Genomic DNA, 19,606 nt, shown 5'->3' with positions numbered 1-19,606 from the left:
ATATCTAGGAGGTCGACATGAGAACGACACTGAAAATTACATGCCTGGCTGCAACGCTGGCCCTGATAGCAACTCAAGCCATGGCGGCTGATGTGCGAGATGTAGGCGCAATGCTCGGCGTGATGGGTTCACTTCAGGAATCCGGTGCGACAACCGATGCGCTGGGCTTTGAAACCGCGCGTGCGCTTGGGCTTGATGAAGCCAGCGATCTGCAGGTCAAGACCGTCAACGAACTTCCCAACGATCTGGGAAGGGTGGTGCGGTTCCAGCAAACGGTGAACGGCATTCCGGTCAAGGACCAGCATGTCATCGTCGAACAGGACGGTTCCGGCGCGGCGATCATGCTGGAGGGGACCGCGGTGTTTGACATTTCACCGGAGGAAAGCTCGACGGCGGCGCCGGCACTGACGCCCGAAGAGGCGCTTGAAAAAGCCAAGGAAGCCGTGGTTCGGCTTACGCCTCGGGCCGCCGTTTCGGCGGAAGAAAGCAGCGGTGAACTCGCCCCGTTCGAAAATGAACAGGCGGATCTGGTTTACGTCGTCGATGGCGAAAACAAGCTCCGGCTGTCCTACCTGACCAGCTTCTTCACCACGGTGGTGGATGAAGGCGGAGGGGTGCGTCCCACCCGGCCGGTGCTGGTCATCGATGCGCAGACCGGCGACACGATTCAGTCCTACGACAACATCCAGTATGTCGAGAAAGGAACCGGTCCTGGCGGCAACACCAAAGTGGGTCAGTATCGCTGGGGAACCGGCGTGCCACCCAAATATGAGGTCACCGAGAGCGGCACGAACTGCACCATGGACGCCACCGCTCTGAAAACCGAAAACCTCAACCATGGGACCAGCGGGCCAGGAACCCCGTTTGGCTTGACGTGCCACGACAACACGGTCAAGTCGATCAATGGCGCTCATTCTCCGCTTAATGATGCGCAGGGCATGGGCAAGGTTGTGTTCAACATGTACCAGGCCTGGTACGGCACCAGCCCGCTGACCAACAAGCTCCATATCCGCGTTCATTATTCGAACAACTACGAGAACGCGTTCTGGAATGGTCAGCAGATGACCTTCGGCGACGGCGCAACGCGCTTCCACCCGCTGGTCAGCCTGGATGTCATGGCGCACGAAGTCTCGCACGGCTTCACCGAGCAGAATTCGGGCCTTATCTACAGTGGTCAGTCGGGTGGCATGAACGAGGCATTCTCGGACATGGCGGGTGAGGCGTCAGAATACTACTTCGCCCAAACCCGGGGACAGCTGTTCCCGAACCGGACCATGCCGGATCTTGAAACCGGTGCCGATATCTTCAAGGCTGCCGGTCAGGCTCTGCGCTACATGTGCAACCCGCCGCAGGACGGCCGCTCGATCGGGCATGTGCGTGATTATGTGGCCGGCATGGACGTTCACTATTCCAGCGGCGTCTACAACAAGGCGTTCTGCCTGCTGTCAAAGCGGCCGGGCTGGAATGTGAAGAAGGCATTCGACATCATGGTCTATGCCAACCAGAACTATTGGGTTCCCAATGAAACCTTCGCCGGAGGTGCCCAGAAGGTTCTCAATGCGGCCAAGCGCCTCAACTATGCGGAAGCGGACGTGATCTATGCTTTCGATCAGGTCGGGATCTCGCTTGCACCGACGCCCACTGCCAAACGCTACCTCTACACCACGTTGAGGATCATCTCGAGCAGCGCTTCGCGCGGTTGTGGAGCCTATGATTGGAACTGCATGACCAATCTCTGCAAGGCTGATCTGAGAAGTCAGAGCGCCTGGCGTGGTTGGGCCGGTTGCTGGAAAGAAGGCAGCAGCTACACCTGCAACTTCGAATGCGGCCAGATCAGGAACATGTTCTGAACCCTGTTAGCCGTGAACGGGCCCGGATCCTCCACCGGGCCCGTTGTTCCAGAACCAACCCCGTTTCCAGTGACCGTGCCTGCGTCCCGACAACAGACGCTGAACGTCACATTTGTTTGAGGAGAATTTCCATGAAACAGCTCCTGTCGCTCATGACCGCAGGCTTTATCGCCGCTGGCATTTCTTCGGCTGCTGCTCAGCAAGGCGATCAATGGATCGTTCTGGGCAGCGATGCCGCAGGTGTCCTGCAGGGTTCGCTCGCCGCGCAACTTTCAGGGCCTGAAGAGCCAGGGTTCACGTCGCTTGGACAGAGAAACGGTCTCACCGTGGCCCGGATCAATTCAAGCCTGATCGGCGATCTGCATACGATGATGCACGAGAATTTCCGCCGATGTGGCGGTTACACGGTTCACCCCAGCCTCGACGCCGCACTGGCCGAGCGGGACAACCCGATCTATCAGCCCGGCTATGTCTGGCCCGAGGGCGTGTTTCCAGCTCAATTGACCGAAGCGCAAAGCGTCAATCAGGCACTTGCGCAGGTCAACCGCACCCGGATCACCTCGACAGTGCAAACCTTGCAGAACCTGGGCACGCGCTATTATCAGGCAGCACAGGGCGCGCAGGCGGCAACAACGGTTGCCAATCTCTGGACAGGCTATGGTGCGGGGCGGAGCGATTTTTCCATCGAGCGGATCAATCACGCCTGGGCACAGGATTCGGTCATCGCCACAATCCGTGGTGCGGTCCATCCCGACGAAATCGTGGTCATTGGCGGGCATCTTGATTCCATCAACGGCGGCGACACCAACGACGCGCCGGGCGCCGACGACAATGCATCGGGCATCGCCGTGGTGTCGGAAGTCCTGAAGGTGCTGACCGACATCAATTTCCGGCCAAAACGCACCATCAAATTCATGGCCTATGCCGCCGAGGAAGTCGGCTTGCGCGGATCGGGCGATATCGCCACGGCATTCGAGGCCAACAACTCGACCGTCAATGGCGTTCTTCAGTTCGACATGACCGGATTTGCGGGGTCGTCGAAGAACATGTATTTCGTCACCGACTTTGTGAACCCGAATGCGACCGCGTTTCTCAAGCGGCTGATCGCCGAATACAATAGCAGTGGTGCCCACGCCATCACCTGGGGCGAAACCCAGTGCGGCTATGCCTGTTCGGACCACGCGTCGTGGACCCGCAAGGGCTTTCCATCGGCATTCCCGTTTGAATCGGCCTTTGCCGATTACAACCGTACCATTCACTCGCCGGATGATCTGATCACCAATCAGGATTCGAGCGGGCGGCATCAGGAGCGCTTCGCAAAACTCGGCGTGGAATTTGCCATTGAAATGGCCAAGAACGCCAATGCGCCAACGCCCCCCACGGCCAATCGCTATAACTATACGACACTGCGCGTCATCGGCAACGGCAGCACCAGAGGCTGTGGCGTCAATGACTGGTCCTGCATGACCAGGCTCTGCAAGGCCGATCTGCGAGACACAAATGCCTGGCGCGGCTGGGCGGGGTGCTGGCGCGAGGGCTCCAAGTTTCAGTGCATGTTCGAATGCGGAAAGGTCTCGACTTTTCACTGATGCCGGGATCAAGCCTTGCAGACATCAAGGCGTGTCGCATCTCTTGTGCGCCACAGCCTGCTGCTTTGAAGAAAATTCGACAGTCGATGCGACACAAGAGGCTGACGATTTCGCCGAGCGCCGTACTGATTGCATCGAAGCTGCCAACCGCCCGCTTTCGCAGCAGCGCCTTGGGTTTTCAAGGGTCTTGGGAAGAAATGGTGGAGCCAAGCGGGATCGAACCGCTGACCTCCTGCATGCCATGCAGGCGCTCTCCCAGCTGAGCTATGGCCCCGGGACGCGAAGGATTGAGGGTAGGCTTCAATCCTTGCGAGTGGCCAACCACTTATCAGTGGTTGGCAAGTGCGGCTTCATACGTCTGCAGCCGCACAAGATCAAGATGAAATTTCAATCCATTTTGCAGTTTCGGAAAAAAGAGTTTTCCAGGCCGCGACTGAACTTCACTTACTGATCGTCGTCATCGTCACTGACGCCGATGATATCCTTGACGTCGTCGTCATCGTCATCATCGTCATCGGGAAGAAATGTGTCGTCATCGTCGTCATCGTCGATTTCAACATCATCGTCGTCGTCGATGTCGGCAGTATCATCAGACTTGCCGGTCTTCTTGGTCGCCTCGTCGGCTTCCTCAAGCGAAACGATTTCCACGTCAGCCGATTCTGCCTCGACCTCCGGTACATCATCATCATCGTCGTCGTCGGTTTTCTTTTCCGCTTTCGCCTTCGCCATGACGGCTACTTTTGCCGTCTCCTCGAAGAATGAAATCGGATATGTCTTGCCCGTATAGGGCGAAACGATTGGATCTTTTTTGAGATCGTAGAATTTGCGTCCGGTTTCGGGGCAAACGCGTTTTGTTCCAAGTTCCGGTTTTGCCACAGTCGAAGCCTCTTGAAATGGTAGGAAGGACAAGGCTCGAGTGCCTGACTTCCCGGTTCGGCGGGTCCGGACCCCATAATGATGTTGAACGCGGCTGTCAAAGCCATTCTCACCAAATATTCAACCAATCCGGATGACGCCCGCCTCAAGCCTGTGCTAATCAGCCGGGCACAGGCGCCGGATCTCCGGCCTGTCCCGACCAAAACAGCCGGAAAACTGCCCATGGGCCACGCTGCAGCACCCCTTCGTCCAGCCCGCGCCTCAACAAGCGCCGCGCTCAGGGGCAGCATTCGCATTCCCGGCGATGCATCAATTTCCCGGCACTGTGTCATATTGGGCGGCCTCGCCCGGGGCGAAACCCGGATCACCGGCCTGCTCGAAAGCGCCGATGTACGCGCGGCCTGCACCGCGATGCAGGCCATGGGCGCCACGATCCGCCGCGATGGTAAACTGTGGATCATCAGCGGCGTCGGCAATGGTTGCCTGCTCGCACCGGAAGCACCACTTGATTTCGGCCACGCCGGCACTGTCTGCCGGCTGATCATGGGGCTTGTCGGCCCCTATGATTTCGAAACCACATTCGTCGGTGACGTGACCCTGTCGCGCCAGTCGATGGGAAGCGTTCTCGACCCGTTGCGGCAGATCGGGGTTCAGGTCAGCTCGGAAGCCGGTGACCTTTTGCCGGTGACGTTGCGCGGACCGCAGGCGCCTGCGTCGATCAGCTACCCGGTGCCGATGGCCTCGGCCGCGGTCAAATCGGCGATCCTGCTGGCAGGACTCAATACCCCCGGCATCACCAGTGTGATCGAGACTGTCCCGACGCCAGACCATTGCGAAAAAATGCTTGCCGGTTTCGGCGCGGAGCTCAGCGTTGAAACTGGAGCGGATGCTGTGCGGACCATTCGTCTCGAAGGCCGCAGCGCACTTTATGGACAGACAATCGACGTGCCCGGCGATCCATCGCTCGCGGCCTACGCGCTGGTGGCGGCGCTGATCGTGCCGGGCTCCGACATCACCATCGAAAATGTGCTGATGAACCCGGCGCGCACCGGCCTGATCCTGACGCTGCAGGAGATGGGCGCAGATATAGAGAGTCTTGCCCCGCGTCAGAACGGTGGCGAAGAGGTCGCCGATCTGCGGGTCCGCGCCTCGCAACTGACCGGCCTCACCGTGCCGGCGGAGCGTGCGGCTTCGATGATCGACGAGTATCCGGCGCTGGCCATTGCCGCGAGCTTTGCCAGCGGCGAGACCCGGATGCCGGGGCTTGGAGATTTGCCGGCCCGGCAAGGCGCCAGGCTCACCGCCCTTGCGCGCGGCCTGAAACTCAACGGCGTCGACTGTAGTGAAGGTCCCGACGGGCTGTCGGTGCGCGGCCGCCCCGATGGCAAGGGGCTGGGTGCGGTGTCCAGCGGCATGATCACCGCCACCGGGCTTGATCACCGCATCGCCATGAGCTTTCTTGTCATGGGGCTTGCCAGCGAGCATCCGGTCACCATTGATGATGCCTCGAGCATCGCCAGCCATTTTCCCGAATTCATGACCATGATGGCCGGCATGGGCGCGGAGATGATTGAGATATGACCTCCAGAACCATCGATTTTTACTACGACCTGATTTCGCCCTTCGCGCATGTGGCGCTGGCACGGCTGAATGAATTGCCGGCGGATGTGACGGTACGGCCGGTTCCGGTGCTGCTCGGGGCAATTCTCAATCATTGGGGCCAGCGCGGACCGGCCGAAATTTCCGCCAAGCGGCTCCACACCTACCGGCAGTCGGTGTTTTTAGGGCAACAGCATGGCGTCGATATCCGGTTTCCGCCGCGCCATCCGTTCAATCCGCTGAAAGCGCTGCGGCTGCTGGCAGGCGCCAATGCCGATCTCGACACGGTCAGGCGCGCGTTTGGCTTCGTGTTCGAACAGGGCCGGGCGCCCGATACCGATGCGGAACTGGCGGGTTTTGCCGAAACAGTCGGCATTCCGCTGGCGCTTGCCGGTGACGACGCCGCCAAGGCGGCACTGAGAGCCAACACCGAGCAGGCGATCGCCCGCGGCGTTTTCGGCGTGCCGAGCTTTGTCTGCGCCACCGCATCGGGGCATGAAGTGTTCTGGGGCGTCGATTCCTTCGACATGCTTTTGGCCTGGCTTGACGATGACACCCTGTTTGCCCGCGAACCCTACCGGCATCTCGATGATGTCACGGTGGGTATTGAGCGCAAATGAGCCGCCGCAGATCCGGCCCTGATGTACAGGCTGCCCGGTGCGCGCCGTTTTCAACCGAGGAGTAGGCCCAATGTATCTGCCGCCACATTTTGCCGAAACCGAAGAGGCCGTCATGCGGGCGCTGATCACCGCGCATCCGCTCGGCCTGCTGATCTCGACCTCGCCGTCCGGCATGCTGGCAAACCCGGTGCCGTTCCTGGTCTCTGAAAAAGACGGCGTCACCACGCTTCGCGCCCATGTCTCCAAGGCCAATGAGCAATGGCGGCACATCAGGGACGGCGCCGATGTGCTGGTGGTGTTCCAAGGTGTCGATACCTATGTGACGCCGTCCTGGTATGCGGCCAAGGCCGAGCATGGCAAGGTGGTGCCGACCTGGAACTATGCCATGGTTCAAGGACGCGGCACGGCCACAGTGCAAGAGGGACCGGACTGGCTCGGCCAGCAGGTGTCCAAACTGACCGCGCGTCACGAGGCAGAGCGCCCAGACCCCTGGAAGGTCAGTGACGCACCGGAGACATTCGTGGCAGCGCAGTTGCGCGGCATTGTCGGCATCGAGATCAGCCCCGCGCAGTTGACCGGCAAGTGGAAAGTCAGCCAGAACCGTCCGGAAGCCGACCGGCGCGGCGTTCATGCCGGACTGATGGAGAACGACGAGGATCAGATGGCCGATCTGGTCGCCCTCTACGGCAAACTTTCACAGACATGAGGCATCCGGAATGACTGAACAGGTTTCGCAGATTGTCATTGCGGTCGATGGACCGGCGGCTGCCGGAAAAGGCACGCTGTCGCGTCTGCTGGCAAGCCATTACCGCCTCAGTCACCTTGATACCGGCCTGACCTATCGCGCCACCGCCAAGGCGCTGCTGGATCGCGGCCTGCCGCTCGATGACGAGGACATGGCTGCCGAGATCGCCCGCACGCTCGATCTCGGGCGTCTCGACCGTTCGGTGCTGTCAGCCCATGAGATCGGCGAGGCAGCATCAAAAGTGGCGGTGATGCCGAAAGTGCGCCGCGCCTTGGTCGAAGCCCAGCGGGTCTTTGCCGCGACACCGCCAGGTTCGGTGCTCGATGGCCGCGATATCGGCACGGTGGTGTGCCCCAATGCGCTGATCAAATTCTACGTCACGGCCAGCCCGGAAGTCCGCGCTCGCCGCCGCCACGACGAAATCACCGCAAATGGCGGCAGCGCCGATCTGGACGGGATTCTTGCCGACATCATCAAGCGGGATGCGCGCGATGCGGAGCGCGCTGATTCGCCGCTTCGCCCGGCTTCGGATGCGCACTTGCTAGATACAACCAAAATGAGTATAGAAACCGCGTTCGAAGCCGCCCGTATCCTTGTGGATGCTGCGCTCGAACATTGAACTAACACCAGCGAGCTTGTCCCGCGCCGTATTTGTCCCGCCTTGTAAAGGTCAGGGGCAGACAGGCATCGCCGGTCCGACCAACACCAACCAGGCGCATCCGACCGCACCATGATTACGCGGTCGCCAGGAGAATTCATGCCTAACACTGAATCCATGACAGACGAATTCGCATCGCTGTTTGCCGAATCGCTTGCCACGCAGGACCTCGCCGAAGGCTATGTCGCCAAGGGTATCGTCATCGCCATCGAGAAGGACGTCGCCATCATCGACGTCGGTCTCAAGGTCGAAGGCCGCGTGCCGCTGAAGGAATTCGGCGCCAAGTCGAAGGACGGCTCGCTCAAGGTCGGCGACGAAGTCGAAGTCTATGTCGAACGCATCGAAAATGCGCTGGGCGAAGCCATGCTGTCGCGCGAAAAAGCTCGCCGCGAGGAAAGCTGGATCCGTCTCGAAGAAAAATTCAATGCGCAGGAGCGTGTTGAAGGTGTCATCTTCAACCAGGTCAAGGGCGGCTTCACCGTCGATCTGGACGGCGCCGTGGCCTTCCTGCCGCGCAGCCAGGTGGACATCCGCCCGATCCGCGACGTCTCGCCGCTGATGCACATCACGCAGCCTTTCGAAATCCTCAAGATGGACAAGCGCCGCGGCAACATCGTTGTCTCGCGCCGTACCGTTCTCGAAGAGAGCCGTGCCGAACAGCGTTCGGAAATCGTGCAGAACCTCGAAGAAGGCCAGACCGTTGAAGGCATGGTCAAGAACATCACCGATTATGGTGCGTTCGTTGATCTTGGCGGCATCGACGGCCTGCTGCACGTCACCGACATGGCATGGCGCCGCGTCAACCATCCGTCCGAGATCCTGTCGATCGGTCAGACCGTCAAGGTCCAGATCATCCGGATCAACCAGGACACACACCGCATCTCGCTGGGCATGAAGCAGCTGGAAAGCGATCCGTGGGATGGTATCGGCGTCAAGTACCCTGCCGGCAAGCGCATCACCGGTACTGTCACCAACATCACCGACTACGGCGCATTCGTCGAACTGGAGCCAGGCATCGAAGGCCTAATCCACGTTTCGGAAATGTCCTGGACCAAGAAGAACGTGCATCCCGGCAAAATCCTGTCGACAACGCAGGAAGTTGACGTGGTCGTTCTCGAAGTCGACCCGAACAAGCGCCGCATCTCGCTCGGCCTCAAGCAGACGCTTGAGAATCCTTGGGAAGTGTTCGCTCAGACCCATCCTGCCGGCACCGAAGTCGAAGGCGAAGTCAAGAACAAGACCGAATTCGGCCTGTTCATCGGCCTCGACGGCGACGTCGACGGCATGGTTCACCTCTCCGACCTCGATTGGAACCGTCCAGGCGAACAGGTCATCGAGGAGTTCAACAAGGGCGACATGGTCAAGGCCGTCGTGCTCGACGTCGATGTCGACAAGGAACGCATCTCGCTGGGCATCAAGCAGCTTGGCAAGGACTCGATCGGCGACGCCGCCGCTTCGGGCGATTTGCGCAAGAACGCTATCGTCTCTGCCAAGGTGACAGCGATCACCGACGGCGGTCTCGAAGTGGTTCTGGTTGATCACGAAGACCTGTCTTCGTTCATCCGCCGCTCGGACCTGTCGCGTGACCGTGACGAGCAGCGCCCTGAGCGTTTCTCGGTCGGCCAGACAGTCGACGCCCGCGTGACCAACTTCTCCAAGAAGGACCGCAAGGTCGGTCTGTCGATCAAGGCGCTGGAAATCGCCGAAGAGAAGCAGGCAGTCGCACAGTTCGGCTCGTCCGACTCGGGCGCTTCGCTCGGCGACATTCTGGGCGCAGCCCTGAAGAAGCAGAACAGCGAAGACTGATCCTTCTCGGATCTGATTTCGAAAGACACGAACCCGCCGGAGCAATCCGGCGGGTTTTTTGTTTGCAACGTTTCCCCTCTCCCCTGGTGGGAGAGGAAGAAAAATCATGATCTTGGTGCGCAGCGCCAAGTCATAGATTTTTCAGGTGAGGGGGAAATTCCGCACACCAAAACCAGCCCCCTCTCTTGCAAAATCTATGACTTAGCCAAAGCCAAGGTCATGATTTTGCTTTCTCCCCCACCAAGGGGGGAGATCGGGTTCGCGAATTGTCGGGGATAAAGAGCTATGATCGAACGCCACTCCCTCCCCACCGTCATCCCGGACTTGATCCGGGATCCCGCTGCGTCCGCTTCTGCGGACGCGGGAGGGGTTCCCGCCAAAAACCGTGAGAGCGCAAGAGTTTACCGGCTCGCGGACGCTCGCCCGCTGGATGCCGGATCGGGGTCCGGCATGACGACAATCGGTAAAAGCGCCGCGCCAACTCCGTCAATGATATCCGCCATCTTTTCCACACCCTCCTAACCCGTGACATCATCACCGTACTCCCGCTGCCGGATGGATCGCGAACGCTTCGGTTCAGGTGGGAGGGATACCTTTCGGGCTTTGCCGTAACGTGCGGCAGCATCCGCAAGGAGGCGGTGACCATCGTGGCTCCGCTGGCAGCCGGTTCACCATACGGGCCAAGCCAGCCACCGGGCCGGTCGAGCATCCATGCCTTGCCCCAGGGCAGGCGGGATTGCGGATGAGACACCGGAACGGGCCTGTGGCGGATTTTTGGTCTTTTGACCCGAAAGACGTGCCGGACCACGAAAACCATCTCCCGCGATCTGTCCTGATCGTGGCCGGAGCAATCCGGGCGGGGGCCTGGTGGATAAGCCACTCCCGGGAATGCGAGGTGCCGCCTGTCGGATGCGGACATCATCCGGCGAAATTCGGGCCGCGCGCGCGCTGCGCCACCCATATACTCATTTCCGTAAGGCAAAGCCCGCGTGCGGCCCTCCGGACTGATTACCTGCTCCACCCCGGCGAAAATTTTCGCGCGGGACTGCTTTTGCATGTCCACGCATTGCCGGACACAGGCTGAGCCGTTCAACCCGCTTAGCTATGGGCGAAAATGTCGGTTTCACCCCAACCCAGCAGGTCCAGCTTGGCGCGGGTGGGCAGGAATTTGAAGCAGGCCTCGGCATGGGCTTCGCGCCCGTCGCGGACCAGCCGGGCGGTCAGCTTCTCGGTCAGTGCATGCAGATGCAGCACATCGGAAGCCGCATAGTCCAGCTGTGCCGCTGTCAGCGTCTCTGCGGCCCAGTCAGACGATTGCTGGTGCTTGGACAGCTCGACGCCCAGAAGCTCTCTGGTGATGTCCTTGAGGCCGTGACGGTCGGTATAGGTGCGGGTCAGCCGCGAGGCGATCTTGGTGCAGAACACCGGCGTTGATGTCACGTCCAGCGCGTTGAACAGCACGGCAATGTCAAAACGGCCATAGTGGAACAGCTTGCGCTTGGTGCGATCGGAAAGCAGGGCCACCAGATTGGGGGCGCGGGTTTGACCCGCAGCGATCTGGATCACATCGGCAGAACCGTCACCGGGCGACAGCTGCACGACGCAAAGCCGGTCGCGGCGCGGCACCAGCCCAAGGGTCTCGGTGTCAACCGCGATGTCGCCGCTGTAAAGCGCCATCGCCGCGTCGGAAATATCGCCCTTGTGGGTACGGATATCAGCCATGTTCGATTCATCCCTGTGAGTGTGAAACGGGCTATACCGCAAGAAAACCGGACTGCGCAAGAAAACGGCCGGGCAAGTGTTGCCCGGCCGCTTGAATTGTTGAACCGGCCCGAAGACCGTCAGATGCCTCAGTAAGGGCAGGCGTTGTCGGACATATAGTCGTGAACCGTGACCTTGCCCGAAATGATGTCGGCCTTGGCGGTTTCCACTGCGGCCTTCATCTCATCGGAGACCAAGGGAGCATTGTTGTCGTCCATGGCATAATCAACGCCGCCTTCGGCGAGACCCAGCGAGCTGAAGCCATAGGAGAACGAGTCATTCTTGGCATCCATGAAGGCATTGTAGACAGCCACATCGACGCGCTTGACCATGGAGGTCAGAACCTTGCCGGGCTGCAGGCCGTTCTGGTTGGAATCGACACCGATGCCGAGCTTGCCGGCATCAGCCGCAGCCTGAAGCACACCGATACCGGTGCCGCCGGCTGCTGCATAGACCACGTCGGAGCCCTGATCGATCTGCGACTTGGTGATCTCGCCACCCTTGACCGGATCATTCCAGGCGTCCGGTGTCGGGCCGGTCATGGCTTCAAGAACCTTGGCGTCGGCATTGGTGGCCATCACGCCGCCCTTGTAGCCGCAAGCGAACTTGCGGATCAGCGGAATGTCCATGCCGCCGATGAAGCTGACAGTGCCGGTCTCGGATGCCTTGGCGGCCATCACGCCGACCAGGTAGGAGCCTTCCTGTTCCTTGTAGACCACGGAGCGCACATTTGGCGCGTCCACCACCATGTCGATGATGGCAAAATTGATATCCGGATATTCCGGGGCGATCTTTTCGAGCGCAGAGCCCCAGGAGAAACCGGCCATGACGATCGGGTTGTTGCCGTCCTTGGCAAAGCGGCGCAGCGCCTGTTCGCGCTGGGCGTCATTGGCAATTTCGAAATCGCGATATTCAATGCCGGTTTCGGTCTTGAATTTCTCGGCGCCACCATAGGCAGCCTCGTTGAAGGATTTGTCGAACTTGCCGCCGAGGTCGTAGATGATTGCCGGCTTGATGTCGGCGGCCATGGCGGTCGCGGACATGGCGGCCATAGCGAGGATGCTCAAAAGCGTGCGTTTCATTGTGTGCAGCCCTATAGGTTACTTGTTGATCTTTAAGGGTCCTCCCGCATGCCCTTGCGGGCAGACCTGCGGAATTTTGCCGGCTTTGCGGGGCCGGAAGAGCGCATCCTTGCATGGCTTTGTGCAAAAATCCAACGCCGATTTGCCTTGCCCGCAGTGGAAACCGATTGCCGTTACGTCACCTGACTTGCCTGCAAACCGGGCTCGTCTGAGCCGGTGCCGCAAAAGCCGGGCACTCAGTCCGGGTGAGCTGATTTGCCGGTCAGGCCGCGAAGCGGCCGGCGGGCTTGGTGCGGCGATACCCGATCAGATAGAAGATCAGCGAGAACAGCAGGAAAACCGCGAATGCCGGTTGCGACAACAACCAGACTGCACCCGGATCCCAGACCCACCCAGGCAGGTAGGTGTCGAACATGCCCGCAACCAGCGCCAGTGTGTCGGGGCTGTTGGCCGTCCAGGACTCGATCATTGGCGTCAGAACCGGCTGGCCGGCAGCCACCGACTGGATGGCGTCGACCATCCCGGCGATGACGGCGAACACTAGGAAAATCAGGCTGAACACCCGTGCGATAAATCGCATGCAACCCTCCGGAAAGACATGAGCCCCGACTGCACGATTGCCGCCACAGCGGAGATGCGCGGCGAATATGCGGCCTACGTGACATAAAGCCCGGACAACTCTGACGCAATGGCAAGTTCTCCACCTTCATCGGATGGGTGTATAATTGCATGCAAGGCAGCCGGTGGACGTCGGAAATCACCACCCGGGGCCGGTTTTTGCGGCTGGCCTAGGGCGATTTTGCGCTGAGCGGCACCGCAAGTCCGACAATGTGGAGACCCAAGCCAAATAGCGGTTGCCAAGCAAAGCGTCTTGGCTATAGTGCCGCCCGATCCGGACCGGGAATTTTTGGCGCATTTTGCCAGTCAATTTTCCGGCAGGGCGACCGCCTTGACAGCGGGCGGCATGGCCGGGTACTTGCCCGTCAGACGGATATGCGGAGAGGTGGCCGAGTGGTCGAAGGCGCACGCCTGGAAAGTGTGTAGGCGGGGAACCGTCTCGTGGGTTCGAATCCCACCCTCTCCGCCACGCCTTTCGGGGCACCAAATGCGGAATCTCCTAACTTTTTGATAGATAAGCTTTAATTGAAACGGGCCGCCCAAATCAAGGGCCGTTTCCAATGGCAGACACTCAAAATGTATCGTTCCATGTATCGTCGGGAGTATCATCCGAAAACGCGGAAATAATTTCCGCGAAGCAGGGCAGGACAGGTCGCCCACGCTCGTCGCCGGGCCTTTACCTGATTAAAACCGGTTCGGCCTATATGTTTCAGATGCGACTGCCCAAAACGATCGCTGGCGACGTGAAGCGTCCCATCCGGATTGGCCTCGGCGTTATACCGAAACCGGAAGCCCGCAGGATTGCCGACAAGCTGGCCGCGATCGCACGTGAGAAATTTGAACGGATCGAGATTGCGATGTCCAAAGCGAATGATGACGAGACCGGGTTCTGGCCGCTGATGGAAGACATGCTTGGTGGCGACTTCGATGGAATCGATGAGGATGACAAAGGCACCCGGGCGTGGCAGGCCGTGACGATGGGCCTCAAATCCGCTCTCTATGACATTAGCAAACCTCCTCCTCCGCCAACTGCTGAAGAGGAAAGCAACTTCGCGATGATGCGGGGGCTTGTGCGGATTGCGCAAGAGAAGGCGCGCAAGGATGCAGGCGAAGCGTATAACAAGGAGCTCGGAGATCACGCCGAACTGCTGGCCAGACGATTGGTCGAGAGAGCCAACGATGATCCCGCATCTCTTTTGACGTTGTCACCTGAGAGCGGCTCGCCTTCGAAAGGCAAGATCAGTGCGAGGGTCGGGCTTGTCAGTGCCAATGTTGAAACGGAGGCCGACAAGGATCGGCGATATGTGGAACGCGATCTGTCCGACAAACCATTGTTCAGCACTGCTGCAAGTCAGTATCTCGCGCAACGGGTCAACGCCATGGTAAAGGCCAGCAAAGACATCAAGACGGCGGAGATGCGTTTGAGTCTATTTGTGGAATTGATCGGCGATCATCCGATCGATAGGTACACGCCAACCGATCTTCAAGCGTTCATCAATCTCATGAAATTCTGGCCCCCAAGAGACAAGGACCGGCCTTCACACCTTACAGCAAGAGAGGTTATCGACAGCAACCGAGGCTTTAGCAAGGGGCGGATTGCCAAGAATACATTGCAGAATGGATATATGGGGGTCATCAAGCCCGTGTTCAGCTATGCTGCCGCGCAACATTCCTTCGACAATCCAGTCAAGAACGTAGCGCTCAAATATTCCAAAGATGCCCTGGATGCGATTTCCGCGGAGCCGATATCAACCAAGAAGCTGACAAGGCTCTTCCAGACATGTGTTCAATCGCCTTACATCGATGATGTCATGTTGCCTCTGCTGGGGTTGCTGACTAGCCGTCGTTTAGGTTTGCTCACTCATCTGATCGGGAACGACATCACGGATAAGTTCGACGGAATCTGCGTAGCAGAGGTGGAGGGAATTGTAATGGTCGGTGGGAAGTGGGTCCGACGACCGATCAAAACGACGGAAAGCGGTCGGTATTTTGTACTTCATAATTTTCTGATCGAAATCGGTTATGTCGAATGGGCCCGGAGACAAGGCGACCAGTTCCTGTTTCCTCAGCTTATGAAACTCGCTGATCCGGCAAAATCGGCGTCGACTTATATGCGACGCCTTTACGACAAGGCGGGCATCAAGGACTCGCGAGGTGAACGGTTCCAATCCCTACGCGGCGATTACATTACGGAAGCTCGTAAAGACAAGGAGATCGGCGAACGGGAACGGCGGATGCAGGCCGGGCATGCGCTCGGCGGCGATGATCACAACAAATATGGTTGGAAAACGCTGACTGAGTCCGAAGCCGAGATGTTCGCCAAGATGCCGCTCAATCCAAAGATTGATTTCTCCATGTTCCGTGGCCTGGATTTTGATCAGCTTGCAAAAACACGGCGACAGGCCAAAGACAGATAAAAAGCCTCTGTGAACAGAAAGACCAAAGCCCCGCTGTGGACCAACGGGGCTTTGGTAGGTGTTATTGTCAGGCATTGAGTAACGCAAACGCTGAACGGCTGTCCCGCGTTATCGTGACATGCGTGCTTCAGCGGTTGTTTTGCTGGCAGCCATAAGACCGTCGAGCGTTGCATCCAACTCGGCGTCAGACACGTTTGGTGTTGTCTCATCAACGTCGGTTTCCTTCTCGACCATAGTATGATCATTTTTCGTGACGTCGCTGTCTGCTTTTGCGACCTCGGCGACAATAACTCCAGCTGGTTTTGCACTGACAACATAGGGTTCGCCATGCACCGCAAAACGAAGTGCAGGGTGTGCGACGTCGATGACCCATTTTTCCATCTCGTCGCGGACTGGCCATGATCCAACACCACCGAGGCGATAGAGGCTGTGCTGAACTGCGCCCCAGCCTGTCTCAAGGCCAATACTTTCATGTTCAAGATTCGCTTTCGGCATGTGCTGAACTGGCACTAAAGGAGCCACGATGTCTTTGAATAGATCGGATGCATGTCGTGCATTGATTTCGACATCAGCTGCCAGCGCCGCCATGACGATTCGCTTTCCGCTCTCGTGACGCGCAATAGCTTCTTCCACTCCGACGAGGACAGCAGCGATGAGTCGGTTCATCTCCGCCGTACTCATCTTCAGTTTGGTAGCAGCCATTTTTTGAAGTCCGGATTTTCCGCCCATCTGCCTTGGATCGGCATTCTCTTCAGTCTCGTCCTTTTTGCCGCCGATGAGCGTCTTGATTTCCATAGACTTGAGGCTCTTGCCTTCGTCAAATTGCTTGATGACGTCCTCAATCTGATCTGGCTCGCCTTTCGCCAGTTCGAAGAGCGCTGTCGTTGCAACGGCATGCTGTTCAAGTCGTTCGCGGTGATCAGCAAGCCGATCGTGGACGGAGATGAAACTCCAGGCCGAACGGACGCTATAGCCGCTATTTTCTTTCAGCCAGCGACCGAAGCGTTTTTGAGGCTGAACCGATTTTGCTTCAGCCAGGCACTGACCAAGTTCAAACACCTGTGAGGTCGACTTGCGATGCAATGTCGCGATTTGCTTTGCGAGCTCAGACAGGCGCGCTTCGGCTTCTGGCGAAAGCGGCTCGTCATTTTCCTGCGGTGCCCGTGCTGCGCGCACTTTCTTTTTCGCGACGGCGTTGGTTTCCGCACGTGATTTCTTCGTCTGCTTAGCAGTGGCTGCGCGTTGTACTTTTCTGTTTAAAGATGTCATTTTTTACTCCGGTTACAGTTGACACTACAATACTGTAGATATACCCATTATACTTCAAAATATAGTTTATTGCAAATTGACATTTTTGAATAATGTTGAAATTAGTACTTTTTAACACGACAATATAAGGTTTGAATTAGCCTAAGAAAATATTTTTACATCTTTTTCTTCTGCAATATGGATCGTCATATAACTCCCTCGGTAATGCCCGAAAAGGCTCTTTCTTGTGTTCCGAAGCAATGGGGAAATCTCTCTATCGAGCCAATGTTCTTTTGCGGACAGTGATGGACTCACTCTGTCGTCAATAATCGAGTTGACGGAAATTGGTTGTGACATGGCGGCTCTCTTGGAGAGTACGGCCCAGAGCGATTTGGCTGCCCATTATTAATGCAGCGCTGCGCCTACGCGCCTTCGGCTAGGTTTTCCGAGATTGAACACCGACGCCACAAAAAATCATGATTGGGAACACTGGGAGTTCGGAAGCGACTGCTGTTTTCAGTGTGCAAATGATAAGAGTGTGGCCGACTGCCGAATGCCAGTCCGCAAAGCGGACCTTAACTTGCACCGATATCGGCGACGCTTCCGGCCCTTTGCCGACCTTCGTCACCTTATCAAATGCTGCACCGCAGCTGCCGCATTGTTGATGGGGTGGATGGCTCCTGCTCCAACCGACGTCACGATGCGTTATACTTGTAGTTGTCAAAATCTGCAAAACGAGAGGAGCCATCCCATGCAAGTTACAACAATCGCAGCCGACCTGGCCAAGACCATTTTTCAGGTTCACGGGAAAACGGAAAGTGACGAGGTCGTTTTCAACTCGCCATTGCGCCGCGCTCATGTGTTGCCGTTCTTCGCTCGGCTTAATCCTTGCCTCGTTGGCATGGAAGCCTGTTCCACAAGCCATTACAAAATGACCAAGGGATGAGCTTTATCCCCAAATGCAAGCTCATGTTGGGGATTTATTAATGCGCGACCTCGACACTTAGCGTGCTGTTTTCCCGTGCCCGGACACGGCCGAGCCAGCATCTGCCGGCAAACGCAGCATCAGTCCGGCGGAAATCAGCGCCAGAATGGCGATGGCGGCAAAGGCGATCTGGAAATCGACAAGAGCCAGTGATTGGCGCGCACCAAAAGCCTGCGAGGCATTAAGTAGTAGCGCGGCGAGTGCCACACCGAGGACCATCGAAACCTGCTGCAACATGCTTGACAGTGTCGAAGCGGAACTGCGCTCAGCAGGTTCGACATCGGCAAAGGCAATCGTGTTGAGAGCTGTCAACTGCATCGAACGGGTAAGGCCCGCGCAGAACAGGATACCCAGCACCAGGCCATATGGGGTGTCTGGCATCAGCGCGCCGCAAGCAGCGATGAAGATTGCGCTGAGAACGCCATTGACTACCAGCACAAGGCGAAATCCGAAGCGGCGAAGGATCCGCGTCGTGACCGTTTTCATTGCCAAATTGCCGGCAAAATAGGCGATGGTCAGTCCGCCCGCCTGCAATGGATCTAGCCCAAAGCTGATCTGGAACAGTAGAGGCAGCAGAAATGGGGTTGCGTTGATTGATATGCGAGCATAGCCGCCGGCAAAGAGGTTGGAAATGGCAAAGGTGCGACGCCGGAAGGTATTCAGGTCCAGCAGCGGCACCTTTGTTCGGGAAAGGTGGCGGATCGCGGAGGCGCCGGTCAGCAAGCCCAGCAGGCACAGCGAAATCGGCTGAACGTAGTTGCCGTTCGCATGCACAAAAAGCTCCAGGCCATAGAGCAGACTGCCCAGACTGACGCTGGTGAGAATGAAACCGGGCCAGTCGAGCGGTCGTCGGTCGCGATCAGGACTCTTGGGGATGAAAGCCAGCACCAGACCAATGCCGATGATGCCAAGTGGAATGTTGATGAAGAAATTCCAGCGCCAAGAAATGTACGTTGTTATGGCACCGCCCAAGGCTGGGCCGATGACCGGAGCAATCAACGCCGGCCAAGTGATGAGGGCGATGGCGTCGACCAGTTCGTGCTTGCCGGCATTTCGCAACACAATCAGACGGCCGACAGGGATCATGAAAGCCCCGCCGATACCCTGGATAGAACGGGCGACGATGAATTGAGGCAGGCTCTGCGCCAGACCACAGGCAACAGAGGCCAGGGTGAACAATATGATGGCGAGCAGGAATATCCGCTGTGGCCCAAAACGGTCCGCCAACCATCCGGCAACTGGGATGAAAATGGCGCTCGCCAGTATGTAGCTGGTGACGCCGACGCTCATGTCGAGCGTGCTTACACCAAGCGACAGTGCCATTTCGGGCAGGGCGACAACAATGATGACGCCGTCAAGCAACTGCATAAAAAATGCAGCAGCCACGATCAGCGCGATTCGGCGTGCGTCTGGGGATATCTGGTTCATAAGGTGTGCTTGGTACTCTGAGAATAACTCAGTCCGATACTTGGTCTCAAAATGCAACCCCCGTTAGATGGCTGCGTCCATACAATCAACTGATTTGCAATCGCCACTACACCCGGAAAATGCATCGGCGGTTCCAAACGAATTGCTTAGACCAACTCGTCGATGCGCGCGTATCTTACTGTCCTCCTGCCAATGTATTCAAAGAGAAAGCCCAATGCGCCTCACAGAAAGCGAAGCATCATTTTTGTACGAGAGGTGCATCACGCTCAGATGAAATCTCAGTGTAAAAGCGGGGCTTCTGGTGCTGCGCTCTTCCTCAACCAA

14 protein-coding genes, 2 tRNA genes and 1 pseudogene are annotated in these 19,606 nt (G+C 58.0%); 10 read left to right on the top strand and 7 right to left on the bottom strand.

The genetic code is table 11. From position 1 onward, the window contains the following. Positions 1-17: 17 nt before the first annotated feature. Both IMCC20628_RS19880 and IMCC20628_RS19875 read left to right on the top strand, forming a co-directional pair. Positions 18-1,850 carry a M4 family metallopeptidase gene (locus IMCC20628_RS19880; protein ID WP_052766567.1) on the top strand — a complete coding sequence of 611 codons (1,833 nt, stop codon included), beginning with the start codon at positions 18-20 and terminating at the stop codon, positions 1,848-1,850. A 131-nt stretch (positions 1,851-1,981) separates the two neighbouring features. Continuing rightward, the gene (locus IMCC20628_RS19875; protein ID WP_052766566.1) at positions 1,982-3,439 is read left to right on the top strand and encodes a M20/M25/M40 family metallo-hydrolase; all 1,458 of its coding nucleotides are present in this window, start codon (positions 1,982-1,984) and stop codon (positions 3,437-3,439) included. A gap of 198 nt (positions 3,440-3,637) precedes the next feature. Here IMCC20628_RS19875 and IMCC20628_RS19870 read toward each other — a convergent pair. After that, positions 3,638-3,713 (bottom strand) — tRNA-Ala (locus IMCC20628_RS19870). A 170-nt stretch (positions 3,714-3,883) separates the two neighbouring features. After that, a complete protein-coding gene (locus tag IMCC20628_RS19865) occupies positions 3,884-4,315 on the bottom strand; it encodes a TIGR02300 family protein (RefSeq protein WP_047031637.1) in 432 nt (143 codons plus the stop codon). 222 nt (positions 4,316-4,537) lie between these two features. On the opposite strand from IMCC20628_RS19865, the gene aroA reads away from it, so the two are divergent. The 5 genes from aroA to rpsA all read left to right on the top strand — a co-directional run bounded on the left by aroA (position 4,538) and on the right by rpsA (position 9,743). Beyond that, positions 4,538-5,896, top strand: a complete 1,359-nt coding sequence (gene aroA, locus IMCC20628_RS19860; RefSeq protein ID WP_047032803.1) for a 3-phosphoshikimate 1-carboxyvinyltransferase — start codon at positions 4,538-4,540, stop codon at positions 5,894-5,896. Further along, positions 5,893-6,534 carry a 2-hydroxychromene-2-carboxylate isomerase gene (locus IMCC20628_RS19855; protein ID WP_047031636.1) on the top strand — a complete coding sequence of 214 codons (642 nt, stop codon included), beginning with the start codon at positions 5,893-5,895 and terminating at the stop codon, positions 6,532-6,534. The genes aroA and IMCC20628_RS19855 overlap by 4 nt, the downstream gene beginning before the upstream one ends. Positions 6,535-6,604: 70 nt before the next feature. Continuing rightward, a complete protein-coding gene (locus IMCC20628_RS19850) occupies positions 6,605-7,240 on the top strand; it encodes an FMN-binding negative transcriptional regulator (RefSeq protein WP_047031635.1) in 636 nt (211 codons plus the stop codon). Between the two features lie 10 nt (positions 7,241-7,250). Further along, the gene (cmk, locus tag IMCC20628_RS19845; protein WP_047031634.1) at positions 7,251-7,898 is read left to right on the top strand and encodes a (d)CMP kinase; all 648 of its coding nucleotides are present in this window, start codon (positions 7,251-7,253) and stop codon (positions 7,896-7,898) included. Between the two features lie 138 nt (positions 7,899-8,036). Next, complete coding sequence (gene rpsA / locus IMCC20628_RS19840; RefSeq protein ID WP_047031633.1) at positions 8,037-9,743, top strand: 30S ribosomal protein S1; 1,707 nt, start codon at positions 8,037-8,039, stop codon at positions 9,741-9,743. A 1,098-nt stretch (positions 9,744-10,841) separates the two neighbouring features. Here rpsA and IMCC20628_RS19830 read toward each other — a convergent pair. From IMCC20628_RS19830 to IMCC20628_RS19820, 3 genes are all read right to left on the bottom strand, one after another. Next, positions 10,842-11,465 (bottom strand): ribonuclease D, encoded by a 624-nt coding sequence (locus IMCC20628_RS19830; protein WP_047031631.1) that lies wholly within the window; start codon positions 11,463-11,465, stop codon positions 10,842-10,844. A 128-nt stretch (positions 11,466-11,593) separates the two neighbouring features. Next, on the bottom strand, positions 11,594-12,586 hold the full coding sequence (locus tag IMCC20628_RS19825) for a BMP family ABC transporter substrate-binding protein (RefSeq protein WP_047031630.1): 993 nt from the start codon (positions 12,584-12,586) through the stop codon (positions 11,594-11,596). A 262-nt stretch (positions 12,587-12,848) separates the two neighbouring features. Further along, entirely contained in the window at positions 12,849-13,166 is a 318-nt protein-coding gene (locus IMCC20628_RS19820; protein WP_047031629.1) for a hypothetical protein, read from the bottom strand. Positions 13,167-13,583: 417 nt separating this feature from the next. On the opposite strand from IMCC20628_RS19820, the gene IMCC20628_RS19815 reads away from it, so the two are divergent. Both IMCC20628_RS19815 and IMCC20628_RS19810 read left to right on the top strand, forming a co-directional pair. Next, positions 13,584-13,673: transfer RNA gene (locus IMCC20628_RS19815), tRNA-Ser, on the top strand. 91 nt (positions 13,674-13,764) lie between these two features. Further along, complete coding sequence (locus tag IMCC20628_RS19810) at positions 13,765-15,621, top strand: hypothetical protein (protein WP_156174592.1); 1,857 nt, start codon at positions 13,765-13,767, stop codon at positions 15,619-15,621. 108 nt (positions 15,622-15,729) lie between these two features. Here the strand turns inward: IMCC20628_RS19810 and IMCC20628_RS19805 are convergent, their stop codons facing one another. Continuing rightward, positions 15,730-16,890: a DUF3102 domain-containing protein gene (locus tag IMCC20628_RS19805; protein WP_156174591.1), complete on the bottom strand. Its 1,161-nt coding sequence runs from the start codon at positions 16,888-16,890 to the stop codon at positions 15,730-15,732. 730 nt (positions 16,891-17,620) lie between these two features. On the opposite strand from IMCC20628_RS19805, the pseudogene IMCC20628_RS19800 reads away from it, so the two are divergent. After that, positions 17,621-17,794, top strand: a pseudogene (locus IMCC20628_RS19800) (IS110 family transposase); the annotation flags it as partial. A gap of 78 nt (positions 17,795-17,872) precedes the next feature. Here IMCC20628_RS19800 and IMCC20628_RS19795 read toward each other — a convergent pair. Beyond that, positions 17,873-19,282, bottom strand: a complete 1,410-nt coding sequence (locus IMCC20628_RS19795; RefSeq protein ID WP_047031625.1) for a DHA2 family efflux MFS transporter permease subunit — start codon at positions 19,280-19,282, stop codon at positions 17,873-17,875. Positions 19,283-19,606 lie beyond the last annotated feature (324 nt).

The sequence above is a fragment of the Hoeflea sp. IMCC20628 genome, from assembly GCF_001011155.1.
In the GTDB taxonomy this organism is placed as follows: Bacteria; Pseudomonadota; Alphaproteobacteria; order Rhizobiales; family Rhizobiaceae; genus Hoeflea.
Note: the sequence above shows the minus strand (reverse complement) of the source record. Positions and strands in the feature narration are given on the sequence as shown.

Bases quoted from the DNA above. Each gene is read 5' to 3' on its own strand.
- IMCC20628_RS19880 (WP_052766567.1), top strand. From the start codon at position 18: ATGAGAACGACACTGAAAATTACATGCCTGGCTGCAACGCTGGCCCTG.
- IMCC20628_RS19875 (WP_052766566.1), top strand. From the start codon at position 1,982: ATGAAACAGCTCCTGTCGCTCATGACCGCAGGCTTTATCGCCGCTGGC.
- aroA (WP_047032803.1), top strand. From the start codon at position 4,538: ATGGGCCACGCTGCAGCACCCCTTCGTCCAGCCCGCGCCTCAACAAGC.
- IMCC20628_RS19855 (WP_047031636.1), top strand. From the start codon at position 5,893: ATGACCTCCAGAACCATCGATTTTTACTACGACCTGATTTCGCCCTTC.
- IMCC20628_RS19850 (WP_047031635.1), top strand. From the start codon at position 6,605: ATGTATCTGCCGCCACATTTTGCCGAAACCGAAGAGGCCGTCATGCGG.
- cmk (WP_047031634.1), top strand. From the start codon at position 7,251: ATGACTGAACAGGTTTCGCAGATTGTCATTGCGGTCGATGGACCGGCG.
- rpsA (WP_047031633.1), top strand. From the start codon at position 8,037: ATGCCTAACACTGAATCCATGACAGACGAATTCGCATCGCTGTTTGCC.
- IMCC20628_RS19830 (WP_047031631.1), bottom strand. From the start codon at position 11,465: ATGGCTGATATCCGTACCCACAAGGGCGATATTTCCGACGCGGCGATG.
- IMCC20628_RS19825 (WP_047031630.1), bottom strand. From the start codon at position 12,586: ATGAAACGCACGCTTTTGAGCATCCTCGCTATGGCCGCCATGTCCGCG.
- IMCC20628_RS19820 (WP_047031629.1), bottom strand. From the start codon at position 13,166: ATGCGATTTATCGCACGGGTGTTCAGCCTGATTTTCCTAGTGTTCGCC.
- IMCC20628_RS19810 (WP_156174592.1), top strand. From the start codon at position 13,765: ATGGCAGACACTCAAAATGTATCGTTCCATGTATCGTCGGGAGTATCA.
- IMCC20628_RS19805 (WP_156174591.1), bottom strand. From the start codon at position 16,890: ATGACATCTTTAAACAGAAAAGTACAACGCGCAGCCACTGCTAAGCAG.
- IMCC20628_RS19795 (WP_047031625.1), bottom strand. From the start codon at position 19,282: ATGAACCAGATATCCCCAGACGCACGCCGAATCGCGCTGATCGTGGCT.